Origin of the sequence: Nostoc sp. DedVER02 (genome assembly GCF_034530675.2) — a bacterium.
In the GTDB taxonomy this organism is placed as follows: domain Bacteria; phylum Cyanobacteriota; class Cyanobacteriia; order Cyanobacteriales; family Nostocaceae; genus Nostoc.
The window spans coordinates 363,783-387,207 of record NZ_JAVRCP020000002.1 but is presented as its reverse complement, the minus strand read 5'-3'; the positions used below and the strand labels follow the sequence as shown (position 1 = coordinate 387,207).

Annotated in this window: 24 protein-coding genes; 13 read left to right on the top strand and 11 right to left on the bottom strand. The window is 41.0% G+C overall.

Annotation, left to right across the window (positions count from 1 at the left end; genetic code table 11):
* Positions 1-126: 126 nt before the first annotated feature.
* The 3 genes from RMZ41_RS05645 to RMZ41_RS05635 all read right to left on the bottom strand — a co-directional run bounded on the left by RMZ41_RS05645 (position 127) and on the right by RMZ41_RS05635 (position 4,427).
* Positions 127-2,589, bottom strand: a complete 2,463-nt coding sequence (locus RMZ41_RS05645) for a DUF4114 domain-containing protein (RefSeq protein WP_322640618.1) — start codon at positions 2,587-2,589, stop codon at positions 127-129.
* A 426-nt stretch (positions 2,590-3,015) separates the two neighbouring features.
* Entirely contained in the window at positions 3,016-4,107 is a 1,092-nt protein-coding gene (gene mraY / locus RMZ41_RS05640; protein ID WP_322640617.1) for a phospho-N-acetylmuramoyl-pentapeptide-transferase, read from the bottom strand.
* An 80-nt stretch (positions 4,108-4,187) separates the two neighbouring features.
* Positions 4,188-4,427 (bottom strand): DUF3134 domain-containing protein, encoded by a 240-nt coding sequence (locus tag RMZ41_RS05635; RefSeq protein ID WP_322640616.1) that lies wholly within the window; start codon positions 4,425-4,427, stop codon positions 4,188-4,190.
* Between the two features lie 334 nt (positions 4,428-4,761).
* Between RMZ41_RS05635 and RMZ41_RS05630 the strand changes: the two genes are divergently transcribed.
* The 5 genes from RMZ41_RS05630 (at position 4,762) to mdh (ending at position 8,370) form a co-directional block, all read left to right on the top strand.
* Entirely contained in the window at positions 4,762-5,346 is a 585-nt protein-coding gene (locus RMZ41_RS05630) for a PAP/fibrillin family protein (RefSeq protein WP_322640615.1), read from the top strand.
* Positions 5,347-5,651: 305 nt separating this feature from the next.
* Positions 5,652-5,867, top strand: a complete 216-nt coding sequence (locus RMZ41_RS05625) for a photosystem I reaction center subunit IV (RefSeq protein ID WP_322640614.1) — start codon at positions 5,652-5,654, stop codon at positions 5,865-5,867.
* 251 nt (positions 5,868-6,118) lie between these two features.
* A complete protein-coding gene (locus tag RMZ41_RS05620; RefSeq protein WP_322640613.1) occupies positions 6,119-6,994 on the top strand; it encodes a DNA-formamidopyrimidine glycosylase in 876 nt (291 codons plus the stop codon).
* Between the two features lie 90 nt (positions 6,995-7,084).
* Positions 7,085-7,300: an NAD(P)H-quinone oxidoreductase subunit O gene (locus tag RMZ41_RS05615; RefSeq protein WP_118168882.1), complete on the top strand. Its 216-nt coding sequence runs from the start codon at positions 7,085-7,087 to the stop codon at positions 7,298-7,300.
* An 86-nt stretch (positions 7,301-7,386) separates the two neighbouring features.
* Entirely contained in the window at positions 7,387-8,370 is a 984-nt protein-coding gene (gene mdh / locus RMZ41_RS05610; RefSeq protein ID WP_322640612.1) for a malate dehydrogenase, read from the top strand.
* A 309-nt stretch (positions 8,371-8,679) separates the two neighbouring features.
* On the opposite strand, the gene RMZ41_RS05605 is transcribed toward mdh, so the two are convergent.
* Together RMZ41_RS05605 and RMZ41_RS05600 are read right to left on the bottom strand one after the other, a co-directional pair.
* On the bottom strand, positions 8,680-9,063 hold the full coding sequence (locus tag RMZ41_RS05605) for a translation initiation factor (RefSeq protein WP_322640611.1): 384 nt from the start codon (positions 9,061-9,063) through the stop codon (positions 8,680-8,682).
* 96 nt (positions 9,064-9,159) lie between these two features.
* Positions 9,160-9,642 (bottom strand): hypothetical protein, encoded by a 483-nt coding sequence (locus RMZ41_RS05600; RefSeq protein ID WP_322640610.1) that lies wholly within the window; start codon positions 9,640-9,642, stop codon positions 9,160-9,162.
* A gap of 339 nt (positions 9,643-9,981) precedes the next feature.
* Here RMZ41_RS05600 and RMZ41_RS05595 point away from each other — a divergent pair, with 339 nt between their 5' ends.
* The 5 genes from RMZ41_RS05595 to RMZ41_RS05575 all read left to right on the top strand — a co-directional run bounded on the left by RMZ41_RS05595 (position 9,982) and on the right by RMZ41_RS05575 (position 15,049).
* A complete protein-coding gene (locus RMZ41_RS05595; RefSeq protein WP_322640609.1) occupies positions 9,982-10,632 on the top strand; it encodes a hypothetical protein in 651 nt (216 codons plus the stop codon).
* Positions 10,633-10,680: 48 nt separating this feature from the next.
* Positions 10,681-12,546 carry a hypothetical protein gene (locus RMZ41_RS05590; protein WP_322640608.1) on the top strand — a complete coding sequence of 622 codons (1,866 nt, stop codon included), beginning with the start codon at positions 10,681-10,683 and terminating at the stop codon, positions 12,544-12,546.
* Positions 12,547-12,556: 10 nt separating this feature from the next.
* The gene (locus RMZ41_RS05585; RefSeq protein WP_322640607.1) at positions 12,557-13,954 is read left to right on the top strand and encodes a DUF1802 family protein; all 1,398 of its coding nucleotides are present in this window, start codon (positions 12,557-12,559) and stop codon (positions 13,952-13,954) included.
* Between the two features lie 164 nt (positions 13,955-14,118).
* Positions 14,119-14,241, top strand: a complete 123-nt coding sequence (locus RMZ41_RS05580; protein ID WP_322640606.1) for a hypothetical protein — start codon at positions 14,119-14,121, stop codon at positions 14,239-14,241.
* A 115-nt stretch (positions 14,242-14,356) separates the two neighbouring features.
* On the top strand, positions 14,357-15,049 hold the full coding sequence (locus tag RMZ41_RS05575; RefSeq protein ID WP_322640605.1) for a Nif11-like leader peptide family natural product precursor: 693 nt from the start codon (positions 14,357-14,359) through the stop codon (positions 15,047-15,049).
* Positions 15,050-15,311: 262 nt separating this feature from the next.
* Here the strand turns inward: RMZ41_RS05575 and RMZ41_RS05570 are convergent, their stop codons facing one another.
* From RMZ41_RS05570 to RMZ41_RS05560, 3 genes are all read right to left on the bottom strand, one after another.
* Complete coding sequence (locus RMZ41_RS05570) at positions 15,312-16,898, bottom strand: glucose-6-phosphate isomerase (protein ID WP_322640604.1); 1,587 nt, start codon at positions 16,896-16,898, stop codon at positions 15,312-15,314.
* Positions 16,899-17,010: 112 nt separating this feature from the next.
* Positions 17,011-17,268, bottom strand: a complete 258-nt coding sequence (locus tag RMZ41_RS05565) for a cytotoxic translational repressor of toxin-antitoxin stability system (RefSeq protein WP_174712487.1) — start codon at positions 17,266-17,268, stop codon at positions 17,011-17,013.
* Between the two features lie 78 nt (positions 17,269-17,346).
* Positions 17,347-17,544: a hypothetical protein gene (locus tag RMZ41_RS05560; protein ID WP_322640603.1), complete on the bottom strand. Its 198-nt coding sequence runs from the start codon at positions 17,542-17,544 to the stop codon at positions 17,347-17,349.
* Positions 17,545-17,898: 354 nt separating this feature from the next.
* Here RMZ41_RS05560 and RMZ41_RS05555 point away from each other — a divergent pair, with 354 nt between their 5' ends.
* From RMZ41_RS05555 to RMZ41_RS05545, 3 genes are all read left to right on the top strand, one after another.
* Complete coding sequence (locus tag RMZ41_RS05555; protein WP_322640654.1) at positions 17,899-19,032, top strand: branched-chain amino acid ABC transporter permease; 1,134 nt, start codon at positions 17,899-17,901, stop codon at positions 19,030-19,032.
* Positions 19,022-19,804 carry an ABC transporter ATP-binding protein gene (locus RMZ41_RS05550; RefSeq protein WP_322640602.1) on the top strand — a complete coding sequence of 261 codons (783 nt, stop codon included), beginning with the start codon at positions 19,022-19,024 and terminating at the stop codon, positions 19,802-19,804. Before RMZ41_RS05555 ends, RMZ41_RS05550 begins: the two co-directional genes overlap by 11 nt.
* A 248-nt stretch (positions 19,805-20,052) precedes the next feature.
* On the top strand, positions 20,053-20,628 hold the full coding sequence (locus RMZ41_RS05545) for a Uma2 family endonuclease (protein ID WP_322640601.1): 576 nt from the start codon (positions 20,053-20,055) through the stop codon (positions 20,626-20,628).
* Positions 20,629-20,717: 89 nt separating this feature from the next.
* On the opposite strand, the gene RMZ41_RS05540 is transcribed toward RMZ41_RS05545, so the two are convergent.
* The 3 genes from RMZ41_RS05540 to RMZ41_RS05530 form a co-directional block, all read right to left on the bottom strand.
* The gene (locus tag RMZ41_RS05540; RefSeq protein WP_322640600.1) at positions 20,718-21,308 is read right to left on the bottom strand and encodes a Uma2 family endonuclease; all 591 of its coding nucleotides are present in this window, start codon (positions 21,306-21,308) and stop codon (positions 20,718-20,720) included.
* Positions 21,309-21,358: 50 nt separating this feature from the next.
* Positions 21,359-21,919, bottom strand: coding sequence for a metalloregulator ArsR/SmtB family transcription factor (locus tag RMZ41_RS05535; protein WP_322640599.1), 561 nt, complete (start codon positions 21,917-21,919; stop codon positions 21,359-21,361).
* Between the two features lie 100 nt (positions 21,920-22,019).
* Complete coding sequence (locus RMZ41_RS05530; RefSeq protein ID WP_322640598.1) at positions 22,020-23,306, bottom strand: glutamyl-tRNA reductase; 1,287 nt, start codon at positions 23,304-23,306, stop codon at positions 22,020-22,022.
* Positions 23,307-23,425 lie beyond the last annotated feature (119 nt).

The following is a 23,425-nucleotide window of genomic DNA, read 5'->3' as shown; positions in this document are numbered from 1 at the left end:
GTATCAAGTATTTTGTGAAATGCTAAACTATTCCATATTTAACTTTCATGATTAAGACAGGCAAGATGCTCATTCCACAAGAATTTGATTTAATCTGATTGTATAATTTAGATGTTCTTTAACTTATTAAACAGCGTTGACGCTGAAATTCACTTGCACAATCACATCGTTGTAGTCTTTATCACCACCATTAGCTAAATCTTCAAAACCAAAGGTGTTATTTCCTAGCAGCTGAATGTGATCTGTCTTATCTGTATTAGCGCCCAAAAATGGGAAATAAACTGCGGGATTATTATTGACATTATTATCAAGAAATACATCGGGTTTACCATCCACAATAATAAATGATGCAAACAGCGAATCAGCCCCGAAAGTGCCGGTGTAAGAAGCTGTACCTTGGTTGTTTACTGTCAAGTCAATACCTGCAACACGCCCGCGCACGGCGGCTTCAGTGTAACCAGTTTGTCCAACAAGAATATCTGCTACGCCATCATCATTAGTATCAATACCACCATTCTCATCAGCAACTTTGTAGAAGCCGACAAAATTATTGAATGCAGCTTCTCTATGAACTGTAAACTCAGCTTTTACCGATTGTGTAACACCCCGTAAATCAATCAGTTCACCTTGATATTTGCCTTGGAAACTTGCACCTAAAGGTAATTGTTGATCTGTAGTTTTAATTCTGACTACCAAATCTTGGTTTTTCAAAGCTAGGGAAAAACTACCATCGCTCAAGCTTGCGATTTGAACATTGGTTGGGTCAAAAAATAGTGCATTGGTTATAGCAGCTTGTCCTGCCAAGATACTATCAGTAGTGCTGTCGCGTACCAAGTAAAATCTCAGTTGTTCGCCAGAGTTAAATTCCAAAAGACTTGTTAAGTCACCATTAAATCCATTGGGAATATTAGCCAGTGAAGAAAAAATAACCTTAGCTCGTTGCAAAGCGGCTTCATTGTAACCAGTGGCATCAGGGAGAATATCACCTATCTTTCCTTGTTGATCGTCTACGGTAAATGCTGCCAGTTCATAAAGCTGATTAGAACTGTGGTTTATCAATTCAACAGAGAGTCTTGCTTTCTCACCATTACCTTTGATGGTGAAGATATCATTGTCAGCACTTTTTGATAGTGGGATATCGTTGTCTGTGATGTTAAGGTTTACAGGGTTAATGGTAATGCCATCATAATCAGCATCGGTACTTGTCGCTGTATGCTGGATAGTCTTGATCCGAGTACCCTCTACTACTTCATTATCTACAGCCGTTACTGTCACTTGTTGCGCTACATTCCAGTTCTGTGTGCTAAAGGTAAGAGTCTTGGGACTGGTTTCGATTTGCTTACCACCATCGATCGCAATGATGACATCAGCAGTTGGCTGGCTAGCAAGTACTACAGAATAGCTATCAGTTGCACCACCTTCGCTGACATTTGTACTGTCGTCAGTTTGGGTAATGATAACTAAAGGATTTGGATCGTCATCGTTGATAGTTCCTTTAGCCGTATTATTAGTAGAATCAATAATTCCGTTGTTTGTGGGATTGCTCAAACTAACAGTAAAAGTTTCATTTCCCTCGAACAGGAAATCTGGAGTTGTTTGAACTGTGAAGCTTTTTTGGGTTGCTCCTGCTTCAAAAACGATCGTCTCTGTTTTTGTTGCAAAGTCAGTGGCGCTGGCGGTATCTTCTGCTGTCAAAGATGTAGATACAGTTACGCTTTCTTCAGCTTGAGTATATTCTGTGCGGTTGATGGTGAAGGTAATAACATTTCCTTCTACTGCTGAAGCATCACTAATTGAAAAAATTCCAACTTGAAAGCCAAAGTCATCTGGTGTCAGAGTATTAGCTTGAACATTTCTTAAAATGCCGAACTCTTTCAACTCACCATTGATATTAACTTTGATGGATGTATCGAGTCCGATTTGCTCTAATTTTATATCTGAGAATTCCTCAACTTCGGGAATTCCTTTAATTAAAACTTTATCTTCACCCCGAGTAAAATCTAATACTTCAACAGGCACGTCTGGAACCGCTGCACTAGCGATAAAAAAGCGGTCTTGTCCAGTACCTCCTGTTAGTTGGCTGCCTTTTTGACCACCAAATAGTGAATCATCACCAGATCCACCAAATAAGCGATCGCTAGCTAATCCCCCAATCAAAACATCATCATTTTCACCACCATAAAGCTCATTATTGCCTGTTTTATTGGATACATCGAGGATATCATTGCCAAGTCCGCCCAATAGTGTGTTGTAGCCAGTGCCATCAGAAACAGTGAGCCGATCGTTTCCTGAGCCACCATCAAGTTTGTTGTTGCTACCTGCAACTACAAAAAGGCGATCGTCGTCTTCTCCTCCTTGAAGGATGTTAAAGCCAAAAGTACCTACAGCAAATAACTCATCTGCTCCGATACCACCCCTTAATGTATCGTAATTGTTGCTGAAAAGGCGATCGCTTCCAGATCCACCATCAAGCAAATTATTCCCTTCGCCATTGGAAGCATCTAGAATATCATCTCCCTCAAAACCAAAAACTTGGTCATCTTTTTTGGCGTACAATTCATCTTGACCGGAAGTACCGTTAATAATCATGACTATGTTTCATCCAGAATACAAGGTTAAAAATTTGTATGTTTTTATACTAGCCATCGTGAAGTTACATAGAAATAAAAGGTATAACAATTGTTTTATGCGATTATATAGATTCTGTAAAGAACAGAAAAATTTATTGAGAAAAGACTGAGATAAAAATTATCAACTTTAAGCTTTTCAGCCATTTTCTGTTTCACAATTAATTTAGGATTTATAAGGTTAATAAATAATTATTCAGAAATTATCAAAAAGTTAATCTTTTTAACTAATACCAATTTGAAGAAAGAATCAATACAGGGTTCTGGATAAAGCATTCATTTCCCCATAAAAAAACAACTCCCTGATATTCAGGGAGTTGTTTTTTGGTATTCGACTATTTTCTCAAAACATGATTCAGAATAAAGCGATGCCTGTGTTGGGCTGCGCCTACGCCAAACAGATGGCAGCCAAAATAGCCGCGATGACATAAAATACTCCAACCACTTGCAATTCTGACCAGCCAGTGAGTTCTAAATGATGGTGTAAGGGGGCCATTTTCAAGAGACGTTTGCCTTTACCATCGGGGCCTTTGGTGGCTTTGTAATAACTTACTTGTGCCATCACCGAAAGGGTTTCTACAAAGAAGATACCACTGAGAATAAACAGTGCTACTAAGGTGTTTGTCAATAGTGCTACAGCAGCTAATGCTCCTCCCAGCGCCAGGGAACCGGTGTCTCCCATAAAAACGCGGGCTGGGTTACGATTATGAGCCAAGAAACCTAAGCAACCACCACTTAAAGCCGCACAGAAAACCATCAATCCTGGTGCTGTAGGTGCGATTAAGGCTCCTAATGCCAAAAGTGCGATCGCTACTGTTCCTGCTGCCAAGCCATCAATACCATCTGTTAAATTAGTCGCATTACTTTCTGCAACTAGCACAAAACCAGCTAGAGGCCAAAATAGAAATCCTAATGGTAGTGTGAAGCTGACCCAAGGTAAAGCAATATTTGTAATATTAGAAGGTTGATTAAACATCAGCCAAAGACAAAACACTGCCGCAAAACCGACTTGCAAAGCTAGTTTTGTTCCGGGAGATATACCTTTATTTGATTTCCGGCGCAGAATCTGCCAATCGTCAAGCCAGCCAATAAATCCGTAGCTGAGTGTCAAAGCTGAAACTGCAAGGACATCTGTTGCAAAGTTAGACAAGATGCAGGCAATAATCACACCAACAGGAATAAAAAAGATACCTCCCATTGTGGGCGTGCCTGCCTTTTTTAGATGGGCTTGGGGGCCATCTTCGCGGATTATTTGTCCAGTTTTGAGTGCTTGGAGTAAAGGTATTACCCAAAAGCCAACCACACCTGAACCCAGGGCACACAACAGCAGTGGCAGGGTTAAGGACATACTTTGCCAGGGGAGCCTGTTGGCCATCGAATCCAAGAAAAATGCTGTTGTACCTAACCCAACGGCTAATAAAGAGGCTAGAGCGATTCCAGAAATATTTAGTCCTTGCTCAGGAGATAATTTAGCGTCCACAGAAGTTTCCCTTCACTCCACACTTATTAAAATTGAATACTAATAGCTAGGGATACTACCAAGTCCCTAGCCTCAAGAGGCTAATCCTCGGCGATTCCTATATCGTCATCATCATCATCAAGGTCGTAGCCAATCCCATCTTCTACACCCATTAGGGAGTCTATTTCTTCTTCGCCATCTTGAAAATCCGGTTCTTGAACGTCACGTGTTACAATCCGACCTTTATTTTCCAGCCAATCCAATAAAGAGGACTCTGGCTTTAGGGGGATGACATGGGCTCGTTGGTTACGGGGTTCTTCACGTAATGGAGAGTTCAACATATCAAAGAAGACAAGAAAAAGTTTAGGTAAGTTGACATTTAGAGTCTATCACTTGACACGGATTTATTTAGTTATCTTTTCAACCCTTTTGTGAATAAATCCGCATTGAGATAGAAATTTTTTATTTAATAGGCATAAGGCTTAAGTCACGTCGCTTCGCTCCGAATTCAAAATTCAAAATTCAAAATTAATAATCCCCATAAATAAACTCAGGGGCTTGTATCCTTTGCATTTTCGGTCAAGCGATTCTTAGTAATTTTCATGGCTCTACATATATGTGATGAATATCTTGTTTATGCTGATGGAAAGTGAGTGATTTTAGAGGTGACAGGCGATGATAGGAAAGGCGGCTCTCATGGATGCGATCGCGCTTACTAATCGCGGTTTACTAGCGACTGAAGCCCAGAAACAGGCTATCTTAGCAGCGATCGCCAATTTAGAAGACTTTAATCCTACACCCCGTCCGGTAGAAGCTGGTAATTTGCTAGATGGTAATTGGCGATTACTATACACCACTAGCAAGGCTCTTTTAAATTTAGATCGTCTACCTTTTTGCAAATTGGGTCAAATCTATCAGTGTATTCGGGTAGAGACTACCAGCGTTTACAACATAGCTGAGATTTATGGCCTACCTTATTTGGAAGGATTAGTCAGCGTTGCTGCTAAATTTGAGCCAGTTTCAGGTCGGCGTGTCCAAGTGAAATTTGAGCGTTCTATTATCGGCTTACAACGTTTAATAGAATACAATTCTCCGGTAACTTTTATCCAACAAATTGAAGAAGGTAGAAAATTTCCGGCGATTGATTTTCCAATTAAGAGCGATCAACAACAAGGCTGGTTAGATATTACCTATATAGATAACGATCTGCGAATCGGCAGAGGTAACGAGGGGAGCGTGTTCATATTGAGTAAAACATAAAGTTTGTACAAAAATACTGTTTGCGAATGAAGGTACGCTATAACGTTTACCTTGTCAAGTAGGGTTTGATACCTTTTTCAATTTAGGATCTGCTAGGGAAGTGCTGAGTGCTGAGTAGGAGCAGAGGGGAAAGAAGTAATTTTTAATTCTTTCCAATTCCCAATGCCCAATGCCCAATTCCCAATACCCAATGCCCAAATTCAGACAAATAACTTAACAAAGACTCATGCTGCAACCTTGAGGTTGTAGAGTGAAATCAATTAGCCCTCTAGATTGGCGATTGATAACTAAAAGGGAAAATAATCATGGTTCAACGTGGTTCTAAAGTACGTATTCTCCGCCCTGAATCCTACTGGTTTCAGGATCTAGGAACTGTGGCTTCCATTGACCAAAGCGGCATCAAATACCCTGTAATTGTCCGCTTTGAGAAGGTCAATTACGCTGGTATCAATACCAACAACTTTGCCCAAGATGAATTAGTCGAGGTTGAAGCACCAAAGGCTAAACCAGCTAAAAAATAGCAGCAAAGCTACAAGGGGGTTGTTTGATGCGATGATGAAGGGTAGTCTTAAGTCTGAAGTATGAAATCTGAAAATTTCAGTTCATTCATTCTTCACCCTAGCCTACCTTAATCAATGAGAGCCGCCCTGCGGGTATTTACGGTTTCTCTTGAGTAATAATACGAGCAAGCTACGGATGTGGTAAGTTACTACTCCATATCTTCTTTCTTAAACCCCCAAGTAAATCAAAATTGCCTGCTTAATCAGTTTGAATGCCTGAACTGCCTGAAGTTGAAACAGTCCGCAAGGGTCTAAATCAATTGACCCTTAATCAAGAAATTACGGGTGGAGATGTGTTGCTCGATCGCACCATCGCCTACCCGTTTTCTGTTGGTGAGTTTGTTGATGGAATTGAAAAGAGGGCGATCGCAACTTGGCATCGTCGCGGTAAATATCTCCTCGCTGAACTTTCTTCCCCTGACTCAACCAGTTGGCTAGGAGTTCATCTGCGAATGACCGGTCAATTACTATGGGTGCATCGAGATGAACCATTACATAAGCACACGCGGGTTAGATTATTCTTTGGGGATCAACAAGAATTACGCTTTGTCGATCAGCGCACCTTCGGTAAAATTTGGTGGGTTCCGCCTGGTGTTGCTGTAGAAAGTATTATCACTGGTTTGGCAACACTGGCAGCAGATCCATTTTCACCGGAATTTACTGTCGAGTATTTAGCAAGCAAACTCAAAAATCGCCGCCGTCCGATTAAGACTGCGTTACTGGATCAATCGGTGGTAGCGGGATTAGGGAACATTTATGCCGATGAAGCGCTGTTTAAGAGTGGAATTTTACCTGAAACTTTGTGTATAGATTTGCAGCTAAAGCAAATTGAGCGTTTGCGAACAGCCATAATTCAAGTTTTAGAAACCAGCATTCAGGCTGGTGGTACAACATTTAGTAATTTCTTAAGTGTTCAGGGTGTCAACGGTAATTATGGTGGTGTTGCCTGGGTTTATAACCGCGCTGGGGAACCATGTCGAGTTTGTGGTATGCCAATTCAACGGATTAGGCTAGCTGGGCGATCTAGTCATTTTTGCTCTGAGTGTCAAACGCTAAGGGGAGTGGAGAAAGGGGAGAGACGCGATTAATCGCGTCTGTACAAGGAGGAATTTTTACTTCTAATTCGGAATTCTCCTAAAATGCAGATAAAACAATCTAGAAATTTGAGAGGGGAATTCATGGCAGTTAAAAAGGGAGATATGGTTCGCGCTATCCGCGAAAAACTGGAAAACAGTCTAGAAGCAAAAGCTAGTGATACTCGCTTTCCTTCTTATTTGTTTGACAGCAAGGGCGAAATTGTAGATATCAAAGGTGATTACGCCCTGATTAAGTTCGGGAAAGTGCCGACACCAAATGTTTGGTTACGTGTAGATCAACTGGAAGAATTTAAATAATAAGGAAAAATTCAGGAGTCAGAATTCAGAATTTAGCATTTATTCTGACTCTGGATTCTTGTTGATAAAATCGCACTTTAATAATTATGTTTTCTTCCCCTAACTCCCAAATTGTATGCAATTTACCCCGTGTCACCATCGTTGGTGCGGGTAGGGTTGGTAGTACTTTAGCTCAACGCATTGCAGAGAAAAATCTGGCAGATGTAGTTTTACTAGATATTATCGCGGGAATGCCCCAGGGCTTGGCGCTAGATTTGATGGAAGCTAGGGGAATTGAAATACATAATCGCCAGATTATCGGCACAAATAATTATGCTGATACATCTGGTTCTCAAATTGTGGTGATTACGGCAGGGCTTCCCCGCAAACCAGGGATGAGTCGAGATGACTTGCTGAGAACTAATGCCAAGATTGTGGTGGAAGCGGCAAAGGAGGCGATCGCTCATTCTCCTAATGCTATTTTTATTGTTGTCACTAATCCGTTGGATGTGATGACTTATTTGGCTTGGCAAGCAACTGGTTTACCACGCGATCGCATTATGGGCATGGCTGGCGTGTTAGATTCCGCCCGTTTTGAAGCCTTCATTGCCCTAGAATTGGGTGTTTTGCCCGCCGATGTCAAAGCGATGGTATTGGGTAGCCACGGCGATTTGATGGTTCCCTTGTCTCGTTATGCTACCGTTAACGGCATTCCCATCACTGAATTGCTGGATACAGCCACAATTGAACGCTTGGTAGAAAGAACCCGCAATGGTGGTGCAGAAATTGTGGAATTGATGCAAACTGGTGGTGCTTTTTTTGCTCCAGCATCGGCTACTAGCGTGATGGTAGAATCGATTTTATTGAATCAGTCGCGGTTGTTGCCTGTGGCGGCGTATCTGCAAGGTGAATACGGTTTAGAAGATGTTGTGATTGGTGTTCCCTGTCGGTTGGGATGCGGTGGAATTGAGAGTGTTTTGGAATTGACACTTACTGATGAAGAAAAAGAGGGTTTACATACTTCGGCTCAATCTGTGCGTCAAAATATTGAGCGATCGCATAAAATTTTGGGTGTAATTCGTAATTCGTAATGACGCTCGCGGACTCGCTACCGCTACGCTAACGTAATTCGTAATTAAGAAACCTCTCTCTGGTTTTACTACGTAAAATCGCCCCTTTCCGACTCAGAGATGGAAAGGCTTGCAACTTTGAAATATAGCAAAAACAAAAGGCACTAGGTTCAAATCCTAATGCCTTTTTTATTAGTTATTCCAAAACCTATTATTTTTCACCGATCTAGACAACCTCAGTTCCAAACCTTTCCTCTTTTAGGCAAGAGGCTTTGAATTCTTGCCATTTATTCCCTAGTAGGGAAGCTTACTCAGAGGTTAGCTTTGGGGTTAACGGCGGTAATCCTCGTCTGCGGGGTCGCCGTAGGGGTCTTCGCTGGCTGGACGGACGTTACCAAAGTCCCCTTGGTCTGCGGGATCGCCGTAAGGGTCTTCACTAGCTGGGCGAACGTTGCCGTAAGACGAGATATCTGCGGGATCGCCATAGGGGTCTTGACTGGCTGGAATAACGTTGCCGTAAGACGAGATATCTGCGGGGTCGCCGTAGGGATCTTGACTGGCTGGAGTCACGTTACCGTAAGATGCTGGGTCTGCGGGATCGCCGTAGGGGTCTTCGCTAGCTGGACGGGCATTGCGATATTCAGCATCTTCAGATTGATCGCTGTTTCCTCCAAAGAAAAGATCCTTCGCCTTTCGCAAAAAGTCATCTACCATGATCTGTCTCCTGATTTAAGTTCGTGTTTCCGACGTGCGCGATCGGCGTTATCCTTCGGGGAAACCCGCTTTCTTATTTACACACGCTTCGCCGATCTAGAGTGCTGGTGCTGCGGATGAAGTTATACCAGTTAGATCGCGACCTGTGGTACTGCCGTTATAGCCTTGGAATTGCCGATACTTTTGTGCTTCAGATTCGGGTACTCGAATTCCTTCTGTTGGTGGAGTAACCCAGTGAGCGCGATGTTCAGCATCACGGTAATATACACGCCCGTTTTTGGAAAGATAGTATTTACCTTGCGCTCCTTCTTGTGAAGCATTCTTATGTTGATTGTAGAGGTAATAAAGTCCCGCAGCACCGGCCAAAAGTGCAACTTTTTGTCCTGTACCCAATCCCTTCTTAGCTTCGGTTTGGCGTTCGCTGACTGTTCTACCAAGGGTATCATCAACAGGTGGTGGTGCTGAAGCTTTTTGGGAACCGCCTCCGCAGCTACTCAGCAAGGGTACCATTAGCAATGCCGAAAGTAGCACTGCAAATAGACGCGAAACTATTTTACGTTCTTTAAATATTGTGTTCATTGGATTTCTTCATCACCTGTATTTGCTAAAAGCCTCGCTGTTGCAAAAACCAAGTTGGAAATCCTGTTATTTCACCTGGGATTGAAAAAACATATTTCACTTAATTCGTAACTGCACCAGCTACAGCGTTTCACTTTTATGATGATCGGTTTTCTCAAGTCTTCCATCCTGCCTTTGAGAGAAACTGCATTCATCCCAAAGAAATATATTGTTGATTTTTAATTAATCAATTTAGCTGAAACACCGAAACATTCAGCAATTTCTCGGTTATTTTTTCTGGATAAATAAATTAGAAAGATACAGCTACTATGATGATCTTTGCCAAAAAATAGATTACTTATGACATCAAAAAATACAGCCCAAACTAGCACTCGTGTCCTTTTGGCTTTGTGGGATTTGGGAGGAACGCAGCAGGAAGTTAAGAAGGGTCAACTCACTAAGCGAATTGTATCCAAAAGCCAGAAGGCGGCAGATTATCAGGCTTTATTTGAAGAGTTGCAGAATCAGGGTGCGATCGCAATCTCCAAAAGAGGATATTCTCTGACATCTCCCAAGGGTTTACAGGTGTTGGGTAAGGGTTTGAGAAGTGGCGAGTTTAAGTTTGAAGGGACGATTGTCGGAACTTGGGCGGCGAATGCGTTGGTGAAGTGGATTAGTCAGATTGATGTTGCGGTAAGTGGTGCAGATGTACCAGTTAATGGGAAAGGTGCGATCGCTTCTTATGACGAGTTTAAGTCAGTGGCGTTGGAAGTCTACGACAAGCTGAACTATGAGTACAACTTTAATAATCTAGTGCCAATTTATCGCATTAGGAGAGGAATTGGCGATCGTGTGAGTCGTACAGAGTTTAATGATTGGCTGCTAGAAACGCAAGCCGACGACATTTTCCAACTACAAGGCGGAACTATAGAAGATAATTCAAGCGACAAAATAGAGGACTCTATTAGTACCCAGCTTAATGGACTACGCTGCTATGCAATACGTTTATAACCTTAAACTACTTTGTTTCGACTCGTCACACACTAACTACACAAAATCATGGTTACTAATACATCTACCATTGACGAACTAATTAGAAGTCAAAACCCATTTGCAGGGCATATTGTTGTCAGGCCACAACAAATATGGGGCAAAAGCTTTCCTGATGTACCTTCAATTAATGCTCATGCTTCTGATGCCGTTTTTGAAGCAATTGAAAAAATTTCTAAAGGACAATGTGAAACTGTAGGTATTACGATAGCATCTGAAAAAGGGGCTGGGAAAAGCCATATTATGAGTCGGATTCGCCACCGTCTAGAGGCAGAAAATAGCAGCTTATTTGTTTATATGAGTAAGTATGATAACTTGAATCAAATTAAGTCCCAATTTTTGCAAAGTGTTGCTTCTAGCCTTAGAGCTTTTGGTAGTCAAAAAGTTATGCAGTGGCAAGAAATTGCAGCAGCTTTAATTAATGAAACAAAATCATGGAACTATACACCACAGCAATATATTAATCAATACCCTAATTGGTTAAATCAATACTCTACTAAATTCCTTGAAAGCTTAACAGAACTTATTCTGGGAATCAAGCCTCAAATAACTAATCCTTACATGGTAAAAGCAATTTTGTGGACACTTTCTACACCCCATGCTAATTACGCAAATTATTGGCTATCGGGCTTAGAACTAACACAGAATCAAGCTGAAGCAATGGGGCTACCAAATCTTAAAAATGAGGATAGAGAGGTTGAGGCACTGAATACTGTCCGCCAAATTTTAGATATAATTAGCGATTACAGAATTCCAGTTATTTGCTTTGATGAATTAGATAATTTGGAGGTTTCAGACTCTGGTTTTACAACAGCCCAAGTTATTGCAAATCTAGTTAAGGATATGTATAACAGCCTGAAAAAAGGTATTTTTCTGCTGGCAATGTATCGTGAGACTTGGGAAGATCAAATCAGGCTTTTACCACAATCTGAAGCTGTTATGGATAGATTAGTCAGTAATCAAGTTGATAGACTACCAATTCGACTAAATTTTTTAAATCCTGATGATGTTATAGCTATAGTTAGCCAATGGTTACAAGAGTTTTATCAGGAAAATAAACAGATACCTCCTCATCCTCTGTATCCATTTGATGAAAATAAACTCCGGGAAATTGGTAAAGAAAGACCTACAGTTAGGTCAGTTTTGAAATGGTGTGCAGATAATTTTGTACCTAATGGGCCTATTATTGATGATCCAACAACCCATCCAGTTCAACTATACTTCGATAATGAACTAGCAAATGTTGAAGCTTCTATTGATTCATTAATAGAAGAAGAAGCAACAATTGCTAATGCTCTTTGGCTGGCTTTCAATAGTTTAATTGGTGAAACTGTAGAGGGAGTAACAATTGAAGATATTGAAGAAATAACAGCTAGTGCAGCAGATGATGGCTATATAGATTTCAGAATTGTTGACAAAAATAGAAAAGTGAGAATTGGAGTAACTGTAGTTCAGCAAGACGGCAAGTTTATTGGTGCAGCATTGAATCGATTAATTGACTACAGAAGGTTTGATCTAACTCGCGGTTGTTTGGTTCGTTCAAAAAAGATTAATTCAGGTGCAGGATTAGCTAGAGAACGTTTAAGAATACTGTTGAAAGAAAAGGGTGGAGAGTGGGTAAGCTTGCAAAGCCAAGATATTAAACCTCTATTAGCTATCTATTTTGTTTGGTATAAAAAAGATAGTTACGAACTTACAGAAGAAGAGGTATTTGATTTTATTGAGCAGAAGCAACTAGCAATCAACAATCCTTTGATTCGAGAAATACTTAGCGATCCTTCTGGACAAGAACCTACTAATTTAACTGATGATGGATTACCTATTAGTATTCCTCAAAGCGTTGCTACTGCCGATTACATCGAACTAAACCTATAGCTAATTAGAAATGAATCAGCAGTTTTCAATTCCAACAGGGCTATGTTTACCTGTGCCTGATATTGAAGCCTTAATACAGGGGCGAACAATGGCAGCTTTACCCAAGATGTTTATTCGTCCTGGGCAGAGATTTGCACTCTATCCTGCTGACTCTTCAGCTTCAATTAAAGCTTGGGCTAAATGTGAACTTTGCCAAATTTTAGATGAGACTAAGCCATTAGATATTTTGTCTAAGTTAACAATATGGACACCAAAAGTATTGAAGGAGATACTACAAAAGCAACAGTATCTTTTCTTGGCTTACTTGCGTGTCTATCAGTTACCTGAGTTACAAGAAATATTAGTTAGTACCAATATTCAGGAAAAGCTAGGGAAATTTGTTAGTTTACCTAATTCTCTAACGGTTTCTGAAGTTAACCCAGTATTAAACGATCGCACCTTCGCCCAACGCAAACGCCAGTTAGAAAAGCTAGAACCCTCAGTGCATCCTGAATTAGAAGAATTGCAGAGTGCGATCGCATCCCTAAGCATTAGCCAACCAGCCGCCAAACAATTAGACGACGATATCAAAGTATTTTTGGGTTGGAGTAGTGACAAGCTAATTAAGCAACCCAATGCAAATTTAGTTTGGATAAATAATATTGCATCATTGGGCGATCGCAGTATCGAACAAGATGAGAAAAAAAGCAACTACCAAGCTGGTACAGATTTTGAAAACATCGCACGTCAAAGCCTGGAGTTTTTAGGCTTCAAAGTTGAAAGTGCTTTCAAGGGTGGTGCTGGAGGCTTAGATTTATATTGTTCAAAACCTTACCCTATTGTTTGTGAATGTAAGGCAGGTAAGCTTATTCCGAGTCGTACTGTTGAGGAATTACTCAAACTTGGTGGAATGCATTTAGGTAAAACTCAAGTATTAACTTCAGCTAAGTTAGTAATTGGCCCTGGTAATCCATCGACAGATACACTAAAAGCTGCTAAAGAATGGGAAGTAAGTATTATAAATGCTATGACTTTACAAAAACTCGTTGAATTAAAAGCAAAATATCCAGGTGCTATTAATTTAGTAGAATTACAGCAATATCTAGAACCTGGGCAAATTGACTATAAAATTGATGAATATATTGATAAAGCTGAGAGAGAGATTAAATTGCGATCGCAGATAATCACAGCAGTCAAACAACTCTCTGAACAAGACAACGAAACTGCAAAAGCTACCCATCCGAGTTTCACCGTTACAGAAATTCGTGTTCATTACAATGCTACTCATAATCCCCGGCTAAATGATGAAGTAGTTCACGATTTACTGATAGAACTTTCTTCACCATTAACAGGCTATTTAGGACGAATAAAAGGCAGTGATTGGAATAGCGATCGCTTTTACTTCCTGCGCGATTTACCTATTAACTAAAAATAGCAAAATATATTTCTTTTCTTACCTTCGCGTTCTTTGCGTCCTTCTCTAACGAGATGCTGCGCGATTGCGGTTCGTTTCAAAATAATTGAAGTGCAAGTTATTTTGCGGTTAATTCATTTATGAATAATTAATACTATCTATTGACTTAAGTTTATTTTATGAGAAGCAATAAAGTGCGATCGCACAACCCACCGCAGCGATCGCTATCTTCATTTTTTTCTCAGTATCTTTTATTTATAGTGACAAACCTTACAAAAATTTTATACTTACCCACTGTGTGACTTGATTTACATTAGATCAGAGATTTGGTACTGTCGAAGAAACACATTATACTGACTACACTGGTGTTCATTAATAATTCACTGTAGTAAGTTTAAAACTTAGGTGAGATGATCCATGTATTATCAAATTTGGAATTTCTTTCTTAAAGAAGATAAATATATTTACTGGCAAGAAAAAATAAAACTTAACAAAAAATTTGATAGACTTACATGGCAAAAGATTATTGATTTTTTGTCACTAGTAGAGCAAACTTTCCAATTGAAAAGTCAACTAGCCGAAACCGATAGCATTGATCCGTTTCTTAAGCTAGCAAAGGAAAACGGTTACAGTTTGATGGCAGAAGAACTTGCGTGGTTTCTAGTTACTAGAAGACAGATTTGGGATCTTTTTGATTTTGCACAAAAAACGCCATCTCTCAAAGAAGAATTGCTCATTGCTAAAGATCCGCAGCATTTCGTCAATATAGCTGCCGATCATGGCTATTCCTTTTCTGTAGAAGAGTTAGGTTGGCTATTAATTGAAATTAAATCATCGCCAGAAATAGTATCTATCAACAACAGTGTTGGAGAGATTCTCACAGGTTCAAATTACGGCAGAATTGACATAGGATACTGGATTTGGCTAGCAGAAGAGTGGGGAATTGTGCCACCATTTTGTCATCGAGAAAAGCTGGGTAATCTATTATCTGGAGATACCAGCAATCCTTTTTTACTCGATCGTTGTTTCTTACCCAAGAGCTATTTTAATCAACGCCTCTTGGTAAGTAGTAATGACGCTCATGTACTCGCTAATGCTGCGCTAACATAATTCGTAATGATGTATATAGTAATCCGTGCAGGAGTCACGAACAAAAAGATCCCCGACTTCTTAAAGAAGCCGGGGATCTGAGCATTATAGATATAGCTGCGTCAAAATTCACAAAATTAAATTTAACTTAATTATGAATTACGAATCATACAGTGAAGCATCCTAGACGGAAGATAAAACTTCTATCTAGGATGCTTCACAATAAAAAATTGTTGCTGATACAACAATTATGTACAAAATTGTGATGTGTAGACTAGAGCTATCAGCTAGCAGAAACGGTTAAACTGTCGGGTTTGTGAAGATCGCCTTGCAAAACCACACCTCGCTGATTGGCATGGATATGACGCAAAATTTTATAAATTGCCTCAACTTGCTCTGATGCACCTGCTTTCTTTGCGAGTTCTTCAAGAGAAATAGGAGCTTTTTCTTTTTGTAGCACTGCTACCACTCGTGTTTGCAAATCGAGAATGGAGGCAGCAGCTTTTTTGCCAGCTTCTACGCCTGGTTGATGGTAGGCGTTGATGTTGACCAAGCTAGCGTATAAACCAACAGCACGTTCATACAAAGCTATTAATGCCCCTACAGTTCGGGGGTTAACTTGGGGAATGGTAACTGTAATCGAATCGCGGTGATTTTCATAAAGCGCTTGTCGGGTTCCTTGGAGAAAACCGGAAAGATAATCGCCTGATGTAACTCCCGGATCTATTTCAGTGGATGGCCCTTGACGATCTTCCAACACTTCGACGAAGGTAGCAAAGAAATTCGCTACACCTTCACGCAACTGCTGGACGTAAGCGTGTTGATCTGTTGAGCCTTTGTTGCCATAAACGGCGATGCCTTGATGGACAACCTTACCATCTAAGTCTTTTTCCTTGCCCAAGGATTCCATCACCAGCTGTTGCAAATAGCGGCTGAATAAAAATAAGCTGTCCTTGTAAGGTAGGACAACCATATCTTTTTCGCCCTTTCCATTGCCTGTAAAGTACCAAGACAAAGCAAGCAAGGCTGCTGGGTTATTTTTCACATCTGGGACGCGGGTAGCGTCATCCATTTCTTTTGCACCATCTAGCATGGCGCGAACATCAATGCCCTGCAATGCGGCTGGTACTAGTCCCACAGCAGACATTTCTGAGGTGCGTCCTCCTACCCAGTCATACATGGGAAATCTGGCTAGCCAACCTTCCTCTTTGGCTAGTTTATCGAGGTTGCTATCAACGCTGGTAATTGCTACCGCGTATTGAGCAAATTCCAAATTGTGTCCGGCGTAGGCTTTTTTAACTTCAATCATGCCGTTGCGGGGTTCCGGCGTTCCCCCAGATTTGGAAATCACCAATACCAAAGTGCTGGCGAGGCTATTTCGTAGATGATTGATAACGCGATCGATACCTGCCGGATCGTTATTATCGATAAAGTGAATTTTCAGGGGCGGGAAATCAGGAGCAAGAGCTTCCGCGACGAATTGGGGGCCGAGAGCGGAACCACCAATGCCAATGGAGATAATATCCGTGAAGCGGCTTGCTCTAGGAGGATGAATAGCACCTGTTTGGACTTTTTCCGCAAAGGCTTCAATTTGTTCTAGGGTTTGGACAATTTCTTGTGTAAGTTCTGGAGTTGGCGCTAAATCAGGATTTCGCAGCCAGTAGTGTCCAACCATGCGATTCTCGTCGGGATTTGCGATCGCACCCTTCTCCAGTTGAGCCATATCCGCAAACGCCTTGTCAAACTTCGGCTGCAACGATTCCACAAAGGGATCATCGAACCGAATTCGACTTATATCTAAGTACAGTCCTAATCCCTCGTGGAAATATAACCAGTTTTGGTATCGTTGCCAAAGTGCCCTAGCATCCATAGGGAAATCTCAAATAAAGTGTTTTTCAAAAACCAGTTTAATGGAAGGTTATAGCGATCCCTGCCTAGCCTTATACAGTTTACAGTTTTCAGTGTTCCCTTGACTCTTGACTTTAAACATCTGGCATAGGGATGACACGCAGAAATTTCACAATTTCACCCCTAATTTCTATACCAATCAGGTAATTATCTAGGGTAAAACGGTGAAAAATGCCCTCATTATCAAGCTGTCGCAGTTCTTTTAAATCGCTCAGTTGCCACTTTTGGGCTAACTCAATAAAGACAAAATCATGCACCCGCTCGTAGGCGGCAGGTTCTAAATTTTTCAGGTCTAGTAAAAAAGACCTTGCATAGCGCATTTCTAGACTCACTAGGCGTTACCTTAAAAAATAGTGCTGAGTAGTGAGTGCTGAGTAAAGAGGCAGTACTAAGGACTCGGCGCTGCTGAATCAGAAAAACATCAACAGTCGTATCGCTTCTTCATGAGTTAAGATATCCCACGGTTGCTGCGATCGCTTGACTTTTTGTATAGCTTTGAGCATATAAAAGTCATAATGTAAAGCTTCGAGAACGTTCCAAATGTCTTGCAAATCGTCATCGCCTAACTGCTCAATTAAGTGATGCATTCTAAGCCGCAGCAAATTCATACGTCAACTATTCCCTACCAGCAAACACCAACAATAAATAGTATTCCCACAAAATTAGCAAAGGTTAACGGCAATGTAGCACTATGCTCAAGCTAGGCTAAAATTTATTCGCCCAGTGAAGAGGATGGGGGGCAGGGGGCAGGGGGCAGGGAGCAGGGGGCAGGGGGGCAGGGGGGCAGGGGGCAGGGGGGCAGGGAGCAGGGGAGCAGGGGGACAAGGAGAATAACTATACTCAATTTCCAATTTCCAATTCCCAATTTCCAATTTCCAATTCCCAATTTCCAATTCCCAATGCCCAATTCCCAATTCCCAATTCCCAATTTCCAATTCCCAATTCCCAATTCCCAAATTAAAATGGTTGACTATCTAATTTTCTTAGCAATTTCTACAGCACTTTTTGCTCTATTCGGTTTAGGACTCAATTTACAGTGGGGCTTTACGGGGTTAATTAACTTTGGTCATATTGCTTTCATGACTCTGGGAGCATATACAACCGTATTATTAAACTTAAAGGGCGTACCCCTACTAATATCAGCAGTGGCTGGGGCTATTGTCGCCGCCTTGTTGGGTTTGATAATTGGTTTTGCAACTCTACGCTTACGCGAAGATTATCTAGGAATTGTCACCATCGGTACAGGCGAATTAATTCGTCTGGTGGTAAATAACCAAGAATTACCTGTGGGTGATACCTGGGTTTCTGGGGCATTTGGGGTGCAAAGTTATCCCATACCACTATCTACCGAGCCGAATTTGTTTGTCAGATTAGTAATGATTGGGTTGTTAACGCTACTAGCTGCTGTAACTTTCTTTTCATTGTGGCGATGGATTCGTACCACCCAAATATCTCGGACTACTGATTTAGGGAAAAGGACAACTAGTAAACAAGAATTTATATCCCGCTTAGTTGTGGGAATTGTGTTAGCAGCTTTGGCGGCAGCGATTTATATTTCTGGGGTAATCGGACTGTATAATTACAACCCAAAAGCGGGTTTAATGCTGGTGTTGCTGTTAGTTTTAGCACTTGTATACTGGCGTTTAGAAATTTTGGTGCGATCGCCTTGGGGTAGAATTCTCAAAGCCATCCGTGAAGATGAAGAAATTCCCAAGGCGCTGGGAAAAAATGTCTTTTGGTATAAATTACAATCATTAATGTTAGGGGGTGCGATCGCAGGTATCGCTGGTGCTTTCTTTGCTTGGCAACTGGCCGCCATTTACCCCGATAACTTCCAACCGCAGCTTACCTTTGACACTTGGATCATGGTCATTTTAGGGGGTTCTGGAAATAATGTTGGCACAATCTTAGGTGCAGTAATTTACTTTGCTTACGATGCACTAACGCGAGAAGTCTTACCCAGAATCATCCCCCTTGATGAAGCTCGTTTGGGTGCATTTCGGATCGTGGTAATCGGATTAATTCTGATGATACTGATGATTTGGCGACCTCAAGGTATTCTAGGGAAAAAGGAGGAACTTACCCTTGGTAAATAACCAGTCACCACCACTTCCCCTTTTGGTAGCCACTGGACTTTCTAAAAGCTTTGGTGGAATCAAAGCAGTTAATGAGGCGAAAATTGAAGTTGCTAAAGGCAGCATTACGGGCTTGATTGGCCCTAATGGTGCTGGTAAAACGACTTTCTTTAACTTACTTTCAAACTTCATCCGCCCAGATAAAGGACGAGTGATTTTTGACGGCGAACCGATTCACAATTTGCAACCATATCAAATCGCCCAGCAGGGAGTAATCCGCACCTTTCAGGTTGCACGGACTCTCTCACGGTTGTCGGTGTTAGAAAATATGCTGCTGGCAGCGCAAAAACAAACAGGTGAGAATTTTTGGCAAGTACAGTTGCAGCCGCACATTGTCGCTAAAGAAGAAAAGCAACTGCAAGAGCGGGCAATGTTCCTGTTAGAATCAGTAGGCTTGGCAAAAAAAGCACACGATTACGCTGGTTGCTTATCTGGTGGACAACGTAAGCTGCTGGAAATGGGACGGGCGCTGATGACTAATCCCAAGTTAATTTTGTTGGATGAACCAGCTGCTGGGGTGAATCCGAAACTGATTGATGATATTTGCGATCGCATTCTCACTTGGAACCGCCAAGATGGGATGACTTTTCTGATTATCGAACACAATATGGATGTGATTATGTCCTTGTGCGATCGCGTTTGGGTACTTGCCGAAGGGCAGAATTTGGCTGACGGTACACCAGCAGAAATTCAAAGCAATCCTAAAGTTTTAGAGGCATATTTGGGAAAATAGAGTGCGATTAGCTTTCTGTTTATGTCATATATAGTGGTTCCCGATCTGGTGAGGTACGTTTTTAAAGCTACTAAGCTTGGTACAAAAGATTTGAGTGTATCTCAGTTGCTTAGGAAGGGCTATACTTAATGATTTGACTTATAACAAATAAAAGTAAATGAATACTGTTACTTGTCCAAAGTCAAAAAGTCGCACACAGGCATCAAATATTCGGAAATTTGGCTCACGTTCTGTAGTCGAAAAAATCTATGTCAATAATGACAGTCAAAGATTTAGAGCAAGTTCAAACCGCTTTTAACGAAGCAGGTTTAGATTACCAGCTGGAACTCGAAAATGGGAAAATTTCAATAATGGGCCCGTCAGATATTGTATCCAGCGAAATCAGTAGTCGTCTCATTGCCTTTCTTTTTGCCTGGATAAATCCTCGTCGTTGGGGAAGAGTATTTGATTCTGCTGGCGGTTTCATCATGCCAGATACAAACCTCAAAGCACCTGATGTTTCCTTTGTTCGCGCTTCCCGACTTCTCCAAAGTCCTCGTTACTTTGGAGAACTTGTCCCTGACTTGGTGGTAGAAATTAAATCTCAGAGCGATCAAATTAAACTTATAGTAGCTAAGATTTTAAAATTTATAGAATTAGGAGCGATCGTCGGGATTCTGATCGATCCTGATAAAGAGACAGTTACAATTTATCGCTCTACAGGCGAACCGACAGTTTTAGAAAATGGCGATATTTTAACCATACCAGAACTTTTTCCCGGTTGGGAATTGCTGGTTACTGAATTGTGGCCTCCTATCTTTACCGAGGAAGAAACACAAATTTAGTGAAGAACTTTGGTAGCTACTCACTAAACAATTTTAAGTTAATTTTTTTTGACTGAATCAGCATTCGGGGTGAATCAGAGCTTTATTTTTTAATCTTCGTTATTTTCTGCAAAATTTACTTGCTCATAAAGGTCGCGCAATTCAATTTGAAAATCAACCGTTTGCAGTGATAAAATTGCAGATTCATGTTCAAGTTCAGTGAATGACCATTGACTTTCCGCAGTTTTTACATATTGCATCACATGATACTGATATTGGTCAATTAAAATATATTCCTTGAATTCGGGAATAGAGCGATAATAAAGAAACTTATCGCCTTGGTCATAATTTTTAGTTGATTTAGATAAAACTTCAGCAATTAACATCGGGTTCATAACCGTTGTTGTGCTGGTTCCTGTATAAATAGGTTGTCCCTCAATCACCATCACATCAGGATATGTATGCTGCCGATAACGAGGTATCCATAAACGCACATCACCAATATAAACATCATAATTTTTACGCCTTAAACCAATTTTTAAGGATGCAGCTAAATTCAAAGCAATTTTATTATGATTTGTAGTGCCACCCGTCATCGGTACAATCTCTCCATCACGGTATTCGCTTTTATATTCCGCTTTTTCTTCAATTTCTAAATACTCTTCAGGTGTGTAATAGAATTTTTGTGTTTCTAATTGCATAAATATACGACCTATGATTGATTGTGCGGTTACTTATTCATCTTTCATATTTATGTTGTACGCCAATAAACCCCATTCTCTCGCTGCATTAACTGGCAAGCAATGAATTCCCGTCGCAGGGTAGCGCAGTCAGGATGGTAACGTTTAAGAATGTCATTTACCAGGCGTTCAGGATAGTTGACTCCGACATCAAACTGGTTTGCTAACCACTTGAGAATAACTAGACGCTTTTTGCGACTAGCAGGAATTTCTTTGAGGTAATCGTCCTCAAAATAGTTTTTCAATACTTTGTTTTCCCAAGCCTCAGTATCCACATCTTCAATCAAAGATGCTATTTTTTCAGGTGTGAAAATTTCCTTACTGATGCTTTGCAAAGCCTCGCTATCTAATTGATACAGATGGCTATTCCCCTCCGGGCGCATTGTCACCAAATTTAGCTCTTTAAGTTTCGCTAAATGATGGGATACCGTCGGTTCCTTGAGTTGCAGTAGCGCCGCCAATTCTTCGACGCTGCACTCCTGATTTGCCAGGATACCTACGATCTTCAATCGGCTATCATCCGCTAATGCCTTGAAAAAGCGCAGTAAGATATTAAATTGATCTGGTTGCATAACTAACTTCTAATTAGATAGATGTCTAATTAGAAGTATATCTAATTTAAAAGCTAAGATCCCCAACTTCTCATAGAAATCGGGGATTTTGTTGTTCAGTTTAACTAAACTGTTCCTCTGCATCTAGGTTGAACAGCATTTGTAGAGTTTGCATACAGCGCCTTCTGGCTTCCACATCTTGCTGCGATCGCAACTGTACCATCGGGTCGTGTAAAATTTTATTGACAATTCCCCGCGTTAATGCTTCAATTACCTCTTGATGTTTTTCAGCGAATTCCGAACCCAATCTCGACAAAGCTTTTTCTAACTCTTGTTCGCGGATGGTTTCGACTTTATTTCGCAGACAGCTAATAGTGGTAACAGTTTCTAAACTGCGCCACCAAATATCAAAAGCTTCTACTTCTTCCTCTAAAAGTCGCTCGGCTTCTTGTGCAATCTTCCGACGGCTTTCGTAGTTTTGCGCTACTACAGCTTTCAAATCATCCACATTAAACGCCTGCACATTTTCCAGTTCATTTACATCTGCATGAACGTTACGCGGCACAGAGATATCAAATAACATTAAAGAACGCTGAACTTCTAAAACCATTTCCAATTTGGCACGGTCAAGTATTGGCTCTGTTGCAGAAGTACTTGTAAATACTAAATCGCTATTGGCAATTACAGTCATCATTTCCGATAGCGGATGAATTTGGATCGGTTGCTGAGGGAACTGCTTCGTTAATTCCTCTGCACGTTCACGAGAGCGATTTACAATACTAATTTCCACCGCACCTTTAGAAATTAGATGTTGCACCAGCAGCCGTGACATTTTACCAGCGCCCAGAATTACCACTCGACAAGCAGCTAAATTTGCCACTTTTATCTGTGCTAATTCCACAGCTGCCGAACTAATAGAGACAGCGCCAGTACCAATACTAGTTTCAGTCCGAACTCGCTTACCTGCTGTTAGCGCTTGTTTAAATAATCGATTCAAAATGGTTTTTATACCGTTATATTGCTGTCCCAGTTTGTGCGTTGTTTTCACCTGAGCCAGAATTTGACCTTCTCCGAGTACCAAACTATCTAAACCACCTGCTACGCGCATAACGTGCATCACTGCATCATCATGTAGCAACATAAATAAATGCTGTCGCAGAGAAAGCACGGGCAATTTACTATATTCTGCAAGAAACTGCGTTATTTCTCGAATACCTTGGTCTGCTTCACTGCTAACAATATAAATTTCCAGGCGGTTACAAGTGCTAAGAATTGCAACTTCATCAATATGAGGATAGCTGGCCAGTTGAGCGATCGCACTTTCAATTTGTGGTTCTGGAATGCTTAGTTTTTCCCGGACTTCTACTGGGGCTGTTTTATGGCTTAACCCCACCACTGCTATATTCATTTGCTAAATCGTAGTTACTAGTTGGTAGTTTGAAAATAGGGCATTGAGTGACAATAGGGAATGGGGAATTGTTGTTTATTGATTGGTAGTTTTTACTAGCAACAAACAACAAATAATCA